This window comes from Dongshaea marina (assembly GCF_003072645.1).
Classification (GTDB): domain Bacteria; phylum Pseudomonadota; class Gammaproteobacteria; order Enterobacterales; family Aeromonadaceae; genus Dongshaea; species Dongshaea marina.
The window spans coordinates 1,202,890-1,218,678 of record NZ_CP028897.1 but is presented as its reverse complement, the minus strand read 5'-3'; the positions used below and the strand labels follow the sequence as shown (position 1 = coordinate 1,218,678).

At 49.8% G+C, this 15,789-nt stretch carries 15 protein-coding genes and 1 pseudogene; 10 read left to right on the top strand and 6 right to left on the bottom strand.

All coding sequences use genetic code 11. From position 1 onward, the window contains the following. Positions 1-4: 4 nt before the first annotated feature. The 9 genes and pseudogenes from thpR to panD all read left to right on the top strand — a co-directional run bounded on the left by thpR (position 5) and on the right by panD (position 7,381). Positions 5-583, top strand: coding sequence for an RNA 2',3'-cyclic phosphodiesterase (gene thpR / locus DB847_RS06075; protein WP_108649888.1), 579 nt, complete (start codon positions 5-7; stop codon positions 581-583). Further along, positions 580-1,323 carry a DNA/RNA nuclease SfsA gene (sfsA, locus tag DB847_RS06070; RefSeq protein WP_108649887.1) on the top strand — a complete coding sequence of 248 codons (744 nt, stop codon included), beginning with the start codon at positions 580-582 and terminating at the stop codon, positions 1,321-1,323. The genes thpR and sfsA overlap by 4 nt, the downstream gene beginning before the upstream one ends. Positions 1,324-1,414: 91 nt before the next feature. Continuing rightward, positions 1,415-1,867, top strand: coding sequence for an RNA polymerase-binding protein DksA (gene dksA, locus DB847_RS06065; RefSeq protein WP_108649886.1), 453 nt, complete (start codon positions 1,415-1,417; stop codon positions 1,865-1,867). 50 nt (positions 1,868-1,917) lie between these two features. Next, positions 1,918-2,835: a tRNA glutamyl-Q(34) synthetase GluQRS gene (gene gluQRS / locus DB847_RS06060; protein WP_108649885.1), complete on the top strand. Its 918-nt coding sequence runs from the start codon at positions 1,918-1,920 to the stop codon at positions 2,833-2,835. 63 nt (positions 2,836-2,898) lie between these two features. Beyond that, positions 2,899-4,296: a polynucleotide adenylyltransferase PcnB gene (gene pcnB, locus DB847_RS06055; protein ID WP_108652915.1), complete on the top strand. Its 1,398-nt coding sequence runs from the start codon at positions 2,899-2,901 to the stop codon at positions 4,294-4,296. After that, positions 4,293-4,793 (top strand): 2-amino-4-hydroxy-6-hydroxymethyldihydropteridine diphosphokinase, encoded by a 501-nt coding sequence (folK, locus tag DB847_RS06050; RefSeq protein WP_108649884.1) that lies wholly within the window; start codon positions 4,293-4,295, stop codon positions 4,791-4,793. The genes pcnB and folK overlap by 4 nt, the downstream gene beginning before the upstream one ends. Before the next feature lie 331 nt (positions 4,794-5,124). Then, a pseudogene (gene panB, locus DB847_RS06045) lies at positions 5,125-5,918 on the top strand (3-methyl-2-oxobutanoate hydroxymethyltransferase). Positions 5,919-6,101: 183 nt separating this feature from the next. Then, positions 6,102-6,965 (top strand): pantoate--beta-alanine ligase, encoded by an 864-nt coding sequence (panC, locus tag DB847_RS06040; RefSeq protein ID WP_108649883.1) that lies wholly within the window; start codon positions 6,102-6,104, stop codon positions 6,963-6,965. A gap of 35 nt (positions 6,966-7,000) precedes the next feature. Continuing rightward, a complete protein-coding gene (panD, locus tag DB847_RS06035; RefSeq protein WP_108649882.1) occupies positions 7,001-7,381 on the top strand; it encodes an aspartate 1-decarboxylase in 381 nt (126 codons plus the stop codon). Between the two features lie 318 nt (positions 7,382-7,699). On the opposite strand, the gene DB847_RS06030 is transcribed toward panD, so the two are convergent. The 4 genes from DB847_RS06030 to DB847_RS06015 form a co-directional block, all read right to left on the bottom strand. Then, the gene (locus tag DB847_RS06030; protein WP_108649881.1) at positions 7,700-8,350 is read right to left on the bottom strand and encodes a hypothetical protein; all 651 of its coding nucleotides are present in this window, start codon (positions 8,348-8,350) and stop codon (positions 7,700-7,702) included. A 130-nt stretch (positions 8,351-8,480) separates the two neighbouring features. Beyond that, on the bottom strand, positions 8,481-9,440 hold the full coding sequence (locus tag DB847_RS06025; protein WP_108649880.1) for a LysR family transcriptional regulator: 960 nt from the start codon (positions 9,438-9,440) through the stop codon (positions 8,481-8,483). A gap of 273 nt (positions 9,441-9,713) precedes the next feature. Further along, positions 9,714-10,517 carry a substrate-binding periplasmic protein gene (locus DB847_RS06020; RefSeq protein WP_199911739.1) on the bottom strand — a complete coding sequence of 268 codons (804 nt, stop codon included), beginning with the start codon at positions 10,515-10,517 and terminating at the stop codon, positions 9,714-9,716. Positions 10,518-10,549: 32 nt separating this feature from the next. Then, the gene (locus tag DB847_RS06015) at positions 10,550-11,056 is read right to left on the bottom strand and encodes a type 2 periplasmic-binding domain-containing protein (RefSeq protein WP_199911738.1); all 507 of its coding nucleotides are present in this window, start codon (positions 11,054-11,056) and stop codon (positions 10,550-10,552) included. A 423-nt stretch (positions 11,057-11,479) separates the two neighbouring features. Here DB847_RS06015 and DB847_RS06010 point away from each other — a divergent pair, with 423 nt between their 5' ends. Beyond that, positions 11,480-11,848 (top strand): hypothetical protein, encoded by a 369-nt coding sequence (locus DB847_RS06010; protein WP_108649879.1) that lies wholly within the window; start codon positions 11,480-11,482, stop codon positions 11,846-11,848. A 451-nt stretch (positions 11,849-12,299) separates the two neighbouring features. On the opposite strand, the gene DB847_RS06000 is transcribed toward DB847_RS06010, so the two are convergent. Both DB847_RS06000 and DB847_RS05995 read right to left on the bottom strand, forming a co-directional pair. Beyond that, positions 12,300-13,946 carry a beta-1,3-glucanase family protein gene (locus tag DB847_RS06000; RefSeq protein ID WP_108649877.1) on the bottom strand — a complete coding sequence of 549 codons (1,647 nt, stop codon included), beginning with the start codon at positions 13,944-13,946 and terminating at the stop codon, positions 12,300-12,302. A 333-nt stretch (positions 13,947-14,279) separates the two neighbouring features. Next, the gene (locus DB847_RS05995; protein WP_159084423.1) at positions 14,280-15,749 is read right to left on the bottom strand and encodes a beta-1,3-glucanase family protein; all 1,470 of its coding nucleotides are present in this window, start codon (positions 15,747-15,749) and stop codon (positions 14,280-14,282) included. Positions 15,750-15,789: the final 40 nt, after the last annotated feature.

The window sequence follows — 15,789 nt, the reverse complement described above, 5'->3', positions numbered from 1 at the left end:
CTCTATGTCACAAGGGAGTGCACGTATTTTACCCTCATCTGTCACGGATGCTACGCTTGGTGGATCTAAGCGGCTCTTTTTTGGACTATCACTCTCCCAAATCTCCAGGCCCCTGCAGCTGCTGCAAAAGCAACTTGTCTCCTCCGGACGGGCGGTTCACCCGGACAACTTTCACCTGACCCTGGCATTTTTGGGAATGACCCCGGAGAACCGGCTTGCAGAGCTTGATCAACTGGCGAAACAGCTCGCTGGCACTCCCTTTGAAATCACACTCGATACCCTGGGGCACTTTAAAAAGGCACGCGTGTTGTGGATAGGACCTGGTGATCTGCCCGCCCCCCTTGAGCTGCTGGCCAGCACCCTCGCCCGGCGTATTAGTGAGCTTGGGATCCATGTTGACTGGCGCACCCCCTATCGCCCCCACGCCACCTTGTATCGCAAGTGGCAAGGCGCACTCCCTGAGCTGGAGATCCCACCAATCCGGGTCAAGATAGACGCTTTCTCACTGTTTGAGTCCAGGAGCTTTCCAGAGGGTGTACGCTACCTGGAGCTGGCCCGCTACCCCCTACAGGAGCATTCATGAAGTTCACCCCACCGTTGCAGCAGGGCACCCTTATCAAACGCTATAAACGATTTTTGACCGATATCTATGATGAAAAGGGAGAGCAGCTCACCATCCACTGCCCCAATACCGGGGCGATGACAGGTTGTGCGATAGAGGGCTCCAGGGTCTGGTATTCCGAGTCTGATAATCCCAAGCGCAAATACCCCCATACCTGGGAGTTGGCCGAGAACGAACACGGCGTGATCTGTATCAACACCCAGCGGGCCAATCAGCTTGCCTATGAGGGGATCGAGCAGGGAGTGATCCATGAACTCAGCGGGTATTCGAAGCTCCAGCGGGAAGTAAAGTATGGCGAGGAGAACTCCCGTATCGATCTGCTGCTCAGTGATGAGTCTCGCCCCCCCTGCTATGTGGAAGTCAAAAGCTGCACCCTGCTCGAGTCCGACGGCTGTGGCTATTTTCCTGACGCTGTCTCGGAGCGGGGACAAAAACACCTGCGGGAGCTAATCCACATCAAGAGACAGGGAAATCGGGCCGTGTTACTCTTTGTTGTTCAGCACACAGGTATCACAAAAGTAAGACCCGCCGCACATATTGATGCAAAATATAGTACCCTTATCGGGGAAGCTGAAGAGCAAGGGGTTGAAATTCTCTGTTATCGGGCCCATCTTGAACCGGGAGTTCTGAAGCTAGCCCAATCAGTACCTTTTGAACGGAAAAATGTGAATAGTTGTACTGATTTAGCAAAAAAAACTTGAAAAAATTGCTAAACCGAGCATCTTTCTGTTATAGATACTCGCTTTTTAAATTTAGAGGGCACACTGTATCGTGCTAATTAGGAGATAAAGCATGCCAACAGGCCAAACTAGGAAATCACTCGGTCCTCTAGCCATCGCTGGCGTTGAGCCCTATCAGGAGCAGCCAGGCGAAGAGTACATGAATGAACCACAGCTGAGCCATTTTAGAAAGATTCTTGAGGCTTGGCGCAACCAACTTCGCGAAGAGGTGGACAGGACAGTGACTCATATGAAGGATGAGGCTGCCAACTTCCCCGACCCGGTTGATCGTGCAGCTCAGGAAGAGGAGTTCGCCCTGGAGCTCAGGACCCGTGATCGCGAGCGTAAGCTGATCAAAAAAATTGAAAAGACCATCCAGAAAATTGATGACGAAGATTTTGGCTACTGCGAGCACTGTGGTATCGAAATCGGGATCCGTCGCCTGGAGGCCAGACCTACCGCCGATCTTTGTGTTGACTGCAAAACCCTTGCAGAGATCAAAGAAAAACAGATGGGTGGTGTGTAACTCCCCAATTCAAAGAGAGCTTCGGCTCTCTTTACTCTTTTCCTATATCCATGACAAGCATAGAATCTAGCCCCATCTCTCACTCTTATCGCGGGCGTTTTGCCCCCACTCCATCCGGACCTCTTCATTTTGGCTCGCTGATCGCAGCCACCGGCAGCTATCTGCAAGCGAAGAGCCAGCAGGGAAAGTGGCTGTTACGGATAGACGATCTGGATACTCCCCGGGTTGTTCCAGGTGCCGCCAGCCAGATCTGCAAGACCCTGGAACGTTATGGCCTGCACTGGGATGAGACTATTGTCTATCAGAGCCAGCATTTTGAACGCTACCAGGCAATCATTGAGACCCTCAAACAGCAACAGCTAACCTATTACTGCCGCTGCACCCGCAAAGAGATCAAGGCGATCGGTGGCATCTACCTGGGCCATTGCCGCAAGCTCACTAATTCGGCGGATCAAAGCTCGATCCGAGTCAGGGTCGATCAGCCCCTCGACGGATTCTTCGATAAGCTGCAGGGCGAGATCGCCGTCGAACCCCACCTGGCCGAAGAGGATTTCATTATCCGCCGCCGGGATGGGCTCTATGCCTACAACCTGGCTGTGGTCGTTGATGACCACCAGGCCGGGATCACCGAAGTGGTTCGCGGAGCCGATCTCTTGAGCACCACGGTGCGCCAGCGCCACCTCTATCAACTGATGCGCTGGCCCGAGCCGGATTACCTGCATCTACCGCTGGCCGTTGAGAGTCATGGCCATAAGCTCTCTAAGCAGAACCATGCTCCTGCACTTGACCTGGACAACCCCGAGCCTCAGCTCTGGCTAGCCCTGAAGTTTTTGGGATTAAAGCCCCCCCTCGAGCTTCATCAGGCCCCCGTTGAGGAGCAACTCGAGTGGGCTGGCTCAAAATGGAACCCAGCTCAACTTCCCTGCCAGCGTGAGATTGAGCTCAGTGATATCTCCCGGCAAGCATAGCGTTTCTCATTTGCCGGCGGCTGAGCTATCATAGCCGCTGCCAAAATATCTACCGACATGACAATGAGGTGTCTTATTTTTTCTCGTATTAAACGGTGCTGCAGTAAGCTGCTGGGTAAATCCCAGCCAGAAGCTGAGCAGATCCACCGTGTTGTGATCCCTCGCGAGCAGCATAGCGTCTCGCGCAAGCAGATCTGTGAACCGGCACTCAAGGTGCTCTACCGCCTGCATCGCTCGGGCTACCAGGCCTTTCTGGTCGGTGGTGGTGTTCGCGATCTGCTGCTTGGCAAATCCCCCAAAGATTTTGATGTTGCAACCGATGCCCGCCCCGAGACGGTTCGTAAACTGTTTCGTAACTGCCGACTGATCGGTAAGCGCTTTCGCCTGGCCCACATCCTGTTTGGCCGGGAGGTGATCGAAGTTGCGACCTTCCGTGGTCATCACTCCAACGGTACCAACCCTCAGCACTCAAAGCAGTCTGATGAGGGGATGCTGCTGCGGGACAATGTATATGGTGACATCGAAGAGGATGCCCAGCGCCGTGACTTCACCATCAACGCCCTGTATTACGATATCAGCGACTATTCGATCCATGATTTCTGCGGTGGCCTGCATGATCTCGAAGCGCGACGCATCGAACTGATCGGTGATCCCGAGACCCGCTATCGTGAAGATCCGGTACGGATGCTGCGTGCGATCCGCTTTGCCTGCAAACTGGATATGCAGATCACCGAGCGTACTCGGGCCCCGATCCACCCGCTGCGCGAGCTACTAAGAGAGATCCCGGCGGCTCGGATGTTTGAAGAAGCCAATAAGCTGTTTCTGTCTGGCCATGGGGTGGCCACCCTGGCGATGCTGCGCGACTATGACCTGTTCCGCCAGCTTTTTCCCCAGACCGAGGCCGCCTTTGAAGACCCCGAATATGGACCGGATTTTCAACGCTTTGTCGACCTGTCACTGGCAGATACGGATAAGCGTGTTGCAGAAGATAAGCAGGTTAATCCCGCCTTCATGTTTGCCGCGCTGCTCTGGGGTCCCCTGCAACTGGCCGCCAAAGCGATCCAGGCCCAGGGTGAGTTTAACGAATATGACTCCTATCAGTGCGCGATGAACGATGTGCTGGAGCGCCAGCTCACAACCATCTCGATCCCGCGCCGCTTCACTGCGATCGTCCGCGATATCTGGTCTCTGCAACTTAGAATGCCTCAGCGCAATGGTAAAAAAGCCTATCGCTTGCTGGAGCATAACAAGTTCCGCGCCGGATTTGACTTCCTGGCACTGCGTGCCCGTATCGACGGTGAGCTGACCCCCCTAGTTCAGTGGTGGGATACGTTCAGAGAAGCAGATAAGCGCCAACAGGGCGCCATGGTTCGGGAGGTCTCCGGAGGTACACGCCGTAACTTCCGCCGGCCCCGTCGCCGTACCCCGCGCCGTAAGCCCTCAGGGGCAGCCCAGCAGTGATCCCCTGCTACATCGCCCTCGGCAGTAACTTAGGGCAACCACTGCAGCAGCTGGAGGCGGCTCAAAAAGCCCTCTCCAGCCTGCCTGAAACTACTCTGGAAAGCTTCTCACCCATCTACCACAGTCCACCGATGGGCCCAAGCGATCAGCCGGATTACCTGAATGCGGTGGCCAAGATAACCACCCGGCTCAGCCCGTTGCAGCTTCTGGATGCGTTGCAAAGCATCGAGCTGTCTCAGGGGCGCCAGCGGCTGCGTCGCTGGGGAGAGCGAACCCTGGATCTGGATCTGCTGCTCTATGGTGATGAGCTGATTGAGCAACCAAGATTAACCGTGCCCCATTACGGAATGAAGGAGCGCGCTTTTGTCCTCTATCCCCTGGCCGATATTGCGCCACAGCTGACACTCCCCTGTGGCACCCGGCTGTCAGAACTACTCAGAGCCTGCGATCGCGGCGGTCTACAGAGATTTGTGCCCCAAGACTCCACCGAGTCATAAGCCCTAAGACTGGCGAGTCGAGTCATCTTTCGAGCCCTTTTCAGCGTTTCGCATAACCCCTACAATCCCCGTCAACCAGGGTTTCTCTGGCAAAACAGCCTGCTTATATCCTGGTTAATTCCCAAGCCCTTGTCCTAAATCAGATTGTCTGCTGTTGTGATTTGCTTATAATCCCTGCACGCGACAGTAATTTACTCATGACCCCAGTCTTTGTTGAGTTTTACTACGAGCTCTGCACAGGGACCACTGGGCTAAGCGATACACAAGACAACGTCTGAGTTATCTATCAGTGATCAGCATTGGCTTTTCACCGATTATCCAAGGAATAGTGATGAGCAGAATAACCACTTCAAAACTGCTGAAAATGAAGCAGGAAGGTCAAAAATTTGCGACGATAACCGCCTATGACTCCACCTTTGCCGGATTATTTGACCGCCAGGGGATCCATGCCATTTTAGTTGGTGACTCAGCGGGCATGGTGATCCAGGGGGTCAGGACACCCTCTCAGTGACTGTCGATGAGATCGCCTATCACACCCGCTGTGTCAGCGCGAACACAGAAAATGCCCTGGTGATTGCCGATATGCCTTTCATGAGCTATTCCAACGTCGAGCAGTGTTGCGAGAGTGCCGCCAAAATGATGCGAGCTGGCGCCGGCATGGTAAAGATGGAAGGAGGACGCTGGCTATGTGACAGTGTCACAACCCTGGTGCGCAATGGTATCCCTGTCTGTGGCCACTTAGGCCTTACCCCCCAATCAGTGAATGTATTCGGAGGCTTCAAGATCCAGGGACGTGAAGATGAACGTGCCGAAGAGATCTACCAGGATGCCCTCGCCCTGGTACAAGCCGGGATCCAGCTGCTGGTTCTCGAATGTGTTCCTTCTTCACTGGCTAAAAAGATCAGCCAGGCGATCACTATTCCGGTGATCGGTATCGGAGCCGGCAAAGAGACCGACGGCCAGATCCTGGTGATGCATGATGCCCTTGGGATCACCTCGGGTTATATCCCCAAGTTCAGCAAGAACTTCCTGGCCGAAAGTGGTGATATCCAGAGCGCAATCTCCCTGTATGTCGCCCAAGTCGCCAGTGGAGAGTTTCCCGGAGCCGAGCACTCCTTTAGTTAGAGCGCTTACAGAAAAATCCAATCCTCCATAGGATTCATCTGATTTTTGTGGACTAGCAACAGGGTGATACCTTGTGACAGAGCCACAACAAGTTGACTTAACTAAAACGAGGATTGGACAAACACGAGACCTTCATCAGGGTCATCATTCTGATTCAATGAAAGTGCTCTAAGGAGAAGAATTTTGCTTATTACTGAAAATACAGCCGCTCTTCGCCAGCAGATCCGGGAATGGAAACAAGCCGGGGACACAATCGCCTTTGTCCCGACCATGGGAAACCTCCACCAGGGACACCTGACCCTGGTGGAAAAGGCACGTCAAAATGCCGAGCGTGTGGTTGTCAGCATCTTTGTCAACCCGATGCAGTTCAACAACTCACAGGATCTGGAAAACTACCCGAGAACCCTCGAACAGGATCAGCTAAAACTGCAAGACGCTGGGGCCGACCTGCTGTTTACGCCCGATGCCTCCCTCATCTATCCCAAAGGCAGTGAAAACCACACCTTTGTGGAAGTCCCGGGTTTAAGTGAGCTCCTTGAAGGGGCGCTGCGTCCCGGCCACTTTCGCGGCGTGTCCACCATAGTCACCAAGCTGTTTAACCTGGTACAACCCGACATCGCCTGCTTTGGCCAGAAAGATTACCAGCAGCTGGCTCTTATCCGTACCATGACCGAAGATCTGGCCCTGCCGATAGAGATCATCGGCGTCCCTACGGTTCGGGCTGAGGATGGCCTGGCATTGAGCTCGCGCAACACCCTGCTCACTGCTGAGCAGCGGGAGCTTGCGCCTCAGCTGGCCCGAGTGATGCGGAATATCAGCAAAGAGCTGGCAGCTGAGCGGCAGGCTGAGCCACTGGCAAAGCAGGCGGCAGATACTTTGGATTCACTCGGCTTTAAAACCGACGCCATCGATATCGTCGATGCCCGGACTCTTGAGCCACTCCAGCCAACCAGCCAGCAGGCCGTAATCCTGATGGCCGCTTACCTGGGTGAGGTTCGCCTCATCGATAATATGGTTGTGGACCTTTGTCCACAAAATGAGCTATAGTCCCGCCTTGCGGTTGAAATCAACAGGAAACAGATATGCAACGAATCATGCTCAAAGGCAAGCTTCACCAGGCTCGCGTTACTCATGCCGTCCTCAACTATGAAGGCTCATGTGCCATCGATCAGGATCTGCTGGATGCCGCAGGGATCGTCGAGTATGAGAAGATCGAAATCTATAACATCGAAAATGGTGAGCGCTTTGCAACCTACGCCATCTCTGGCGAGCGTGGCTCACACATGTTCTCTTTGAACGGCGCAGCTGCCCGTAAGGCCGCCGTAGGCGATCGGATCATTATCTGTGCATACGCCCCCATGGACGAGCAACAGGTCAAGACCCACAAGCCCAAGCTTGTTTATCTCAACGCTGACAACCAGATCGAGCGTACCAGCTACGACATCCCGGTTCAGCTGGCTTAACCATAAAAAGGCAATCGAAGTGCTCGCTTCGGTTGCCCTCTCTTTTTGCCCAAATAAAAAACCTTGCCGACTCGGTTTCACTCCCTCCAGAAAAACAAACTTAGATTGCTAATGTCAACATACAGGCTCTTAACATCATCGCTGCTCAGCTAAAGGTGTAAATTTGCCTCAATAGCCATAGCAGAGTTGACTATTCAAATAGTAACGATAGGACTCAGCTAACTCTCGCAGATGTAGCAACGCTAGTATAGCCAACTCAATATTTAGAGATCTGTCGAGAGCAGATTATTTTTCTCAAGAAGATATTCACTAAAAATATCAAGCTATTAAGATTACTTGAGCATCTTTAAGATCCATATCAACTGTCGTTATCTTACTAGTCACCTCCTCTATCTTTGATACAGTGTTTTTAATTTCACTTATATTTTCTTGAACTAGCATATCTTTTTTCTCAATTGACGAGGTAACCTCTTCAATATCCGACACCACAGTTCTTATGCTATTGACGTCATCTTCTATTTTCTGAAAATTAGTCTCAACATTCAAATTAACAGCATTTACCTGACTAGTTATACTATTTATTTCACTAAGTGCTATCTGACTTCGCTCAGCCGTAAACTCTGTCAACTCGCTTATTAGTACGGAGCTCTGTAGTTTTGTCTCAAACTCTTCAGCAATCGCTCTTTCGTCCTTTACCTTCAAGTCAAAGGAGTATTTATCCATAGTATATTTATAACCCGCATGCATTGTGAGTTTTATATTAGTCCCCATGGATAGGACACCACCCAAATTAAGGCTATGATTCAAACCAAACACGCTCATGGACTTGAAGCCAGCTGTCAGGTTCTGATTTATTCCATTGTAAATACTCCACTTATTTTGAGCTGTTATTGAAATGTTAGCATCTCCCCATCCGAATCCACCATTGGAAGATGAGAGGGTTTCTGACCCATTTTCATAATCCGCCATAATAACTCCCCGGAGCTGAAATATGTAAAAATGTACGCCTTATCATAAGGTGGATTAGCACCTTAACTCCAGGAATATATTAATCGTGTTCAGTTATAAATAAAACACCATCAGACAACCCATCTGTGTATCAGCAGGTTGTAGATAACTGACTTTCCAAATCACAAAACCAGGATGAAATACAACTCTTGAGGAAAGCCTGCATCTCCTTCCCAGTGTGAGACAATGTCCTGGAGCGTAGCGAATAAATAGAGAGACTATGCTCTCTAAACTGCTCTAAAGGTAAAGAAAACTCAATTAACTCACCATTATCTATTTCATCTTTGACCATAAACCTTGTTGTTATTGTCAATGCCTGCCCAGACTTAGCAAGTTCGATGCAAGTATTTAAGTCATCGATCCCATAACGGATTTTTCCAATTTGTTTCAGCATCATGAATACACGCTCCGGAATGTAATTCATATACTGATAACCAATCTTTGGAAGCGCCCAGGGGCATGATAATAGATCCACCCCAGCTGTTAGGAATGGTGCATCTGGAGATGTGACTGATATCAGAGGAAATGTTGCTACTTTATTTGTAACGAACCGTTCCGGATCAGGAATGTGATTAATAGACCGTGAGTCACAGATAAAGAAATCTAATTCATGATTGAATAACTTGCTCTTAAGCTCTTCAAAATGACCACTGAGAAAATTTACATCCACATTAGGGTTTTGTGATGATATAACCCTGGCCAATCTTGAGCTAAATAGATATGAGACCAGAGGACCAAATCCGACTCTCACAGAGCCCTCAGCTCCATCTCTAAGCTGAATCGACTTTTCTTCAAAACTCAATGATTCTGTAAATATATTTAATGCATAAGGATATAATATATGTGCCGCTTCAGTTGCAGATACATCCCTGGTATGCCGATAGAAAAGAGTCAAGCCTAGTAGCTCTTCTAGCTTTCTGAGGCTCTTGGTCACAGCAGACTGGGTTAGGTTACAGATAACTGCGGCTTCTGAAATACTTTGAGTTTCATAGATTCTCAGAAATAGCTCAAGCTGTCTTATTCCCATGCTATATATTATTTTTTTATCCATGTAATCCACATTCAAATTATAATTTTATTTTCATACCGAGTTCATATTTTAACTCATGCCCCTCAGGTGTTGCTAAAATAGTGTTGGCCCTCAGACCTTTTACTCATGTTCAGGCTGAATGCGGACAGGCCGATCAAATGAACTTGGCATGCAATTTCCGTCAGCCTAAGTATCTAAGCTGTCTCAGGTGAGACCGCTTATGCCTCACCTGAGACAGCTGGCTTAATACATCAAAGGGCAATCGCAGAGCTTCTTCGGTAGTCTCCTGTATAACTAACGAACAAACTCTTCACGTAGCTGTTGTAGCTCACCTCTGCGCTGCATCTCATAGAGAATGCTATTAAACTGGCGGAGAAAGTCTTGCTTGAAAGAGAACTTACCATTATCCCGGTTGGTAAAGCCGACAAAGGCCTGTTCGGTGGAGATGGTTGCCCCCTCAAAAATCTGGACACCCTTTTCTCCGGGAAGATACTCTCCACTGCTTTTAAGCTTTTTCAGCTCCCATAAGATCGAGTGGCGATCATTGATATAACAGTCGGTCTTACGCATCCCTAGTAGCAACAAGTTTTCCCGGGCACTGCGCGCCTCTGTGATCTTAAGCTTTCCCTGGCGTTCCGCCTCAAAAAACTCAGGGCCTCCCACCAAGAAACCCGAATTATTACCTATCACCAAGCCGTAATAATCCTTGGGCCAACGGGGTCGTAACGAGCTCTCCAGAACCTTCTCACGGCAGTAGGTCACCACTGTTTCCTGGAGTAGTGGCAGAGAATAGGGCCAGATATAGGGACGATCCTTGACTCGCAAATAAGGCGGATAGAGAGCAAAACCCGTCCCCTGACGCAGCAACTCCAAGCCTTGTCGCCAATGTACCAGCTTGATCTCCACCCTGTACCCTTTCATCTGAGAAAAAATTTTGCGCAGCAGCTTAGTATAGATCCCCTTCGCCTCATTCTTCTCCAGATAACTGTAGGGTGGGTAGTTTGCATCTCCGTAGACAATGACCTCCTGGAGCTTAGCCTGAGCACTGTAACCGATGCAAAGCGCCATCAGGCACAAAAACACGCCCAATCTTCTCATTCAGTGCTCCTGTCACCAGCCATGGTGCCCCATTAACGGACGTAACTCTCAATGATCTCCTGCAACTCACCGGTGCGGCGCATACTATAGATCACTGTATCAAACTCCTTGATGAAGTCTGTCTTATAGGGAAACTTGCCCTTATCTTTATCGGTGAATCCAAGAAAACCTTGCTCAATGGAGATGGTTGCCCCCTCCAGCAGTTTGGCGTGGCGGACTCCCTCCTGATACTCACCAGTGGCCTTGAGCTTCTTCAGCTCCCAGAGGATAGAGATCCTGTCATTGATATAGCAATCAATTCGCTTAAGCCCCATTTTTAGAATATTCTGCCGGGTCCCTCCTACCTCCTGGATCTTGATCCGTCCCTTCTTCACCGCCTTCCAGAATTTATCTCCACCGATAGCAAAGCCAGCATTATTGCCGATAATCAGTCCATAATAATCTTCCGGCCAACGGGCTCTCAGGGATTGGGCAAGCACATCCTCATGGCAGAAGACCGAGACCCGCTCGTAGATGATGGGAATAGAGTAGGGCCACATATAGGGGCGTTTGTAGATATGAAGATAAGGGGGTACAGTGCGAGAGCGGTTCCATCTTCGATCATCTTCAATCCACGCTTCCAGGGAACCAGGCGAATACTCACATCATAGTTTTTCATCCGGGAGAAGGCGCGTTTCACGATCTCTGTATAGATCCCCTTAGCCTCTCCTCCCTCCATAAAGCTATAGGGTGGGTAGTCTTCATCACCATAGATAATCACTTTTTGCGCTGCCGCTTGGCTGGCAGTCGAACCCAAGATTATGCCTGCCATTGCTCCGAGCAGGATGAGCCATCTCATAAGCTACCCTCTATCCCTGATCCGTGTTGTAATTTTAGCAGTTGTAATCAGCTCAAGAGCTATGATTGGGCATGCACCTCTATTTCCAGTACCATGTGGAAGACCAGGACACAGGAGAACCTCAATGCCCTCTCTCGAACAGACCATTCACCAGTGGTTAGCTCAAATCACCGAACAAGCCGACTCCGACATCATCGCCTTTAATTTCGGGATGTTTCAAAGCCCCCAGGGATATCAGCTCTACCTGATGGGCTCAGCCAGTTATGATCCCACGGATGATAACTGGGCCTGTGATGAGGATTACACCCCGGAAAATGGCTGTCTCAGCCTTGAAAGCTTCTCCTTTGCCAATGAAACATCTGCCCTGGAGGAGGTCGCAGGTGTGCTCCTCAATTATATTCAGGGCCCACAGTTTGAAGGCAGTGTGTTGGCAAATGCAGAGGCGATTACCATAGGGTTTGATGACTCCGAGCTACTTCAGCTACTGGGATAACATGGACGCTTGCAAATCGATGCCAGCCCCAGGGCTGGCATCTGGCTGAAAGGAGCATCAGTCTCTGCTCATAGGTCCCCACCCAGCCCAAAGTGGAATGGGCTCTCTTTGGTTCCACTGCCACTATCAGCTTTTGCAGGGAGCTGCCAGCAGAGGGGTTCTTTTGATATATAAGTAACCAGGCCCTTATCGAGAATGTATTGACATGACAGACCACTTGAAGTGACAGAAAGAGTCATCAACTTTCCATCACCTAGCATCAAAGAGGGGCTTGCGGCTGCTCCGGGAATCTTCTGTCCATTGATTGATGTGCTTTTGCCAGCAGCTGTGCTCGCCGTAGTAAATTGATACCAGGCCGGTATGGCTCCACTTTCAGTCACCGGATCCGAATCAACATAGTCCGGATGTGCAAGATCAACGAGTTGTATTTGGTCCCCCTGCTTCCCAAAGCTCACCACCTTGGGCTGATCCTGCCCCCCTCTCCATCGGCAAAAGAGAAAGCTAAGGCCGTATTCGCGCCAATCACCCTGAGCTCAGCATCTATCTTACCGCTGGTCCCTTCGGTTCTCACCAGAGTCACAGTACCGTCTATGGCCGATTGAATCCTGACCTTCCCCGGGTGTTCAACAACTCTGCCCTGCATATCACCGAAGCTAATGATCACAGTAGCTGGCGAGAAATTACTTGATGTTGCGGTACTATCGAGCCCCAGATAATCTGCATAAGCGAAGCCATAAACGTTTGGATATGTAACGGCATCGCCGAATGCATGCATTGCCGCAGCGTAGATATTGGTACAGGGCTCACCACCGGTGCCACAAATATTCGGGGTATATCCTGAGACAAAATTTCCCCCCTGATTATAGAGATACTTGCGCTCAACGCGCTTCACCACCTCTGGAGAAAGATCCGTATAACTGATTTGATCTTTTCCCGGCGGGATAATAGGTAGCACACTTTTAGTACGCATCAGAAGTCCGGCCTGAATGGTCGCGGTCAATGCCTTGGCGAGCTCATCTTTGGCGGTCGGAGGATTCTGGCCCGATGCCGAAAAAATACCTTCCGCTCCCATAAAGATGGAGTCACTCACCGAGTGCCCTGAGTCATCAGAGAAATCAAAGCTCTCGGTTGCAATGATATTGCCTTTCGCAGAATACTTGTTGAAGCTAAGAACCGAGCCGCTGAAAGTCCCATACCAGGTCGATTGATCCGTATTAATAGTGACCCTCAGGCCCTGTTTATTCTGAGCGGTATAATGCTGCTGAATCTTCTCAAGATAGGGAACCAGATAGTCCTTAGGCCAATACTGCTTCATTGAGTCCCGGCCCGGAGCGTGGATCCTCAGTAAATTTTTAGCGGCTGCATCCGTTGCCCCATTACCAACCTGAGGCTGATTATCAATATATTCATACTGGACCAGTTTAGCCCAGGAGGAACTGCTCCAGTCCGGAACAAGCTTTTCCATCTGTGCTAACATATCTCCACCCCGACCATAGCCAGCCGCAGGCATGACGGGCACCGTATCTTTCTGATGAATCATGTAGGGAAGGGATGCAAAATCGACACTGGTGGTATTAATAACCGTCTTATAGCCACCGTCCTTTAGCCCAAAGGTAAACTCAAATTTATCGTACAAGATAGCACTATTGGCGTTCATGGCATTAAGTACATCCGGCGTCACATTGGGTTGCTCTATTGAGCCGTCCTTATTCGTCTTCATATCCAGAGGTTTACCGATAGATAGCCAGATCCGCCCGGACTCCAGATGAGGTACCTTGATATAAGCTTGTTTGCCATCTTTAGGAAGCTTAGACAGCAGCACCGACTCATCCTTAGAGCTTTTCACGCTCGAAGCTGGTTTGTAAGTTGGTTCTCCAGATTGATCAAAGCTTATATAACAAGGCTTCCCCGGGTAAGGGGAATCCTGTGAACACTTTCCGCTGACCAGCAAATACACACTATCTAAATTGACCGCCTGGTTGTTTACCTGACTCAGGTCAATATTTACCTGCACTGTAGATGCAACTGCTCCATGACCACAAAAGATCAGCACTAAGGCTGCGACTACGCAAATCTTAAACTTATATATCTTGGTCATCACACTCTCCCAAAAATTGATAGCTCTTGCTGTTTGATGGGTCTTTACCGCCCGCTACAGCAATGTGTTTTTGACACGCAAGGGAGTGACATTCGATTTTTGTGCCAAGGGGTAGCTCTGATCAGATCTGCAATTGATTATCTAACAACCATGAAAAAGCCCTGCGTTGCAGGGCTTCAGCTGACATTGGTAAAACTCTTTCAGGAGGTTACATATCACCGCCGAGGTTAATGTTGTACGGATCACTTTGGGATCCGGATCCACTGCCTGAATTCACCAGCTCATTACATACTGACTTGCCGGGATCGGTAAAAGTGCCTAGTGTGTAAGTGTTCAAATCATACTGGCACACAGCCCCCCCGGGATCTGAACTTCCAGTTGACCATTGGCAACCTGGATATCCTGGTGAGTAATTGAACCAACCGACTCAGTCTTGGTCTGGACTCCCTTCACCACAGTTGCTCGCTTACCCTGAGACCAGATCCGATACCAGGGTGTATCAGAGACGGGAGGCGTTGGTTTCTTCCCGGGAATAATTGCCTCGACCGTCACAGGCTTGATGTCAGGGTTAGAATCATCCCGAGCCGTGACTTTCAGGGTATCACCAGCCAGGTTCTCTGCGCTCTGACTATAAAAACTCAGACCCGAATTATCACTGCTAACCGTACAAGTCGCAGAGCTTATAGTTTTTTGCCCATCGCTGATGCTGCAGCTATAGGAGATATGATCCTGTTGATAGGATGCATTCCCATTGAAGCTTGCCGTTCCCTTGCCCTGATCGGGAGCCTGATCATAGTGAACCGTTAGATTTGGATTATCCCAACTGACGGTGTTTGCATTACTCAGGGGCAGTATTCTAAGAGTAACGCTACCTGGGTTAGCATCACCTAAAGAAAGAGCTGCCGCGTGTCCATAGTAGTCAGAGTAGGAGAAGCCATAGGCTTTCTTGTCAATCGAGTTTTCATGAATAACTTTAGCGTAAACATTATATCCCCGATTGGAGCCCTGGAAATAGTCATCCTGATTGCTCCAGGATGATGGAGTTCCCAATACTCCACGGTTAATCGCTGAACCTATAAGTGCTGCAAATCGATGACCCTGTTTCTCTTTATCACTGATATTTTTTTCATCGGATGGGATCTCCCCTGCCGCGGCGTTATAACTGTTCACACCCCAGATAGTTACAGTCTGCACCAGATTTGCGTTGTAATAGAGATCGACCGAGTACTTTCCTCCGCCTATGGATTGGAAGTTTTTGTAGGTTTCCGGACCATAGGTAATGCTAAAGTTCTGACCAAGCTTCACCAGGCTATTCAACCCATCCTGGATAGCGCTGCTCCAGAGCTTGTCATCCCCCGAATAGCTTACCTTTCCAGGAGCAATCACCTTGTTACCTTTAAAGAAGGAGCTAGCAGGATAATCATCGCCCGCAGCCTTCATCTCAATCTCTAATTTATGGATCATCCCATCCCGGGTATTTCCGGATTTGATACCAACCGTCTGAGTGGTTCCGTTGTCATAGTTGATCTGCAGCTGCATCGGGAGAATGAAGCTATCGACATTGGTCAGATTCCACACCACATTCCATCCATCGCCCATCTCAACAAAGGCTTCATCATCTTTAGATGTTCCATCCTGCTTTTCACTAAAGTAGATTCGCCCTGTCTTAAAATCAGATGAAGTAGATAAGCACTTTTTAGTTATCCCCTGGGGTAACTGAATTTGCGTTCCACTGGTATCAGGAAGCGTCGCATACATGGTCTGCCCCGACTCATTATTGCGTATTATCGCGATGGCGATCACCGAATAATATGATGTCGATCACCTCAACATCCCGTCTCAC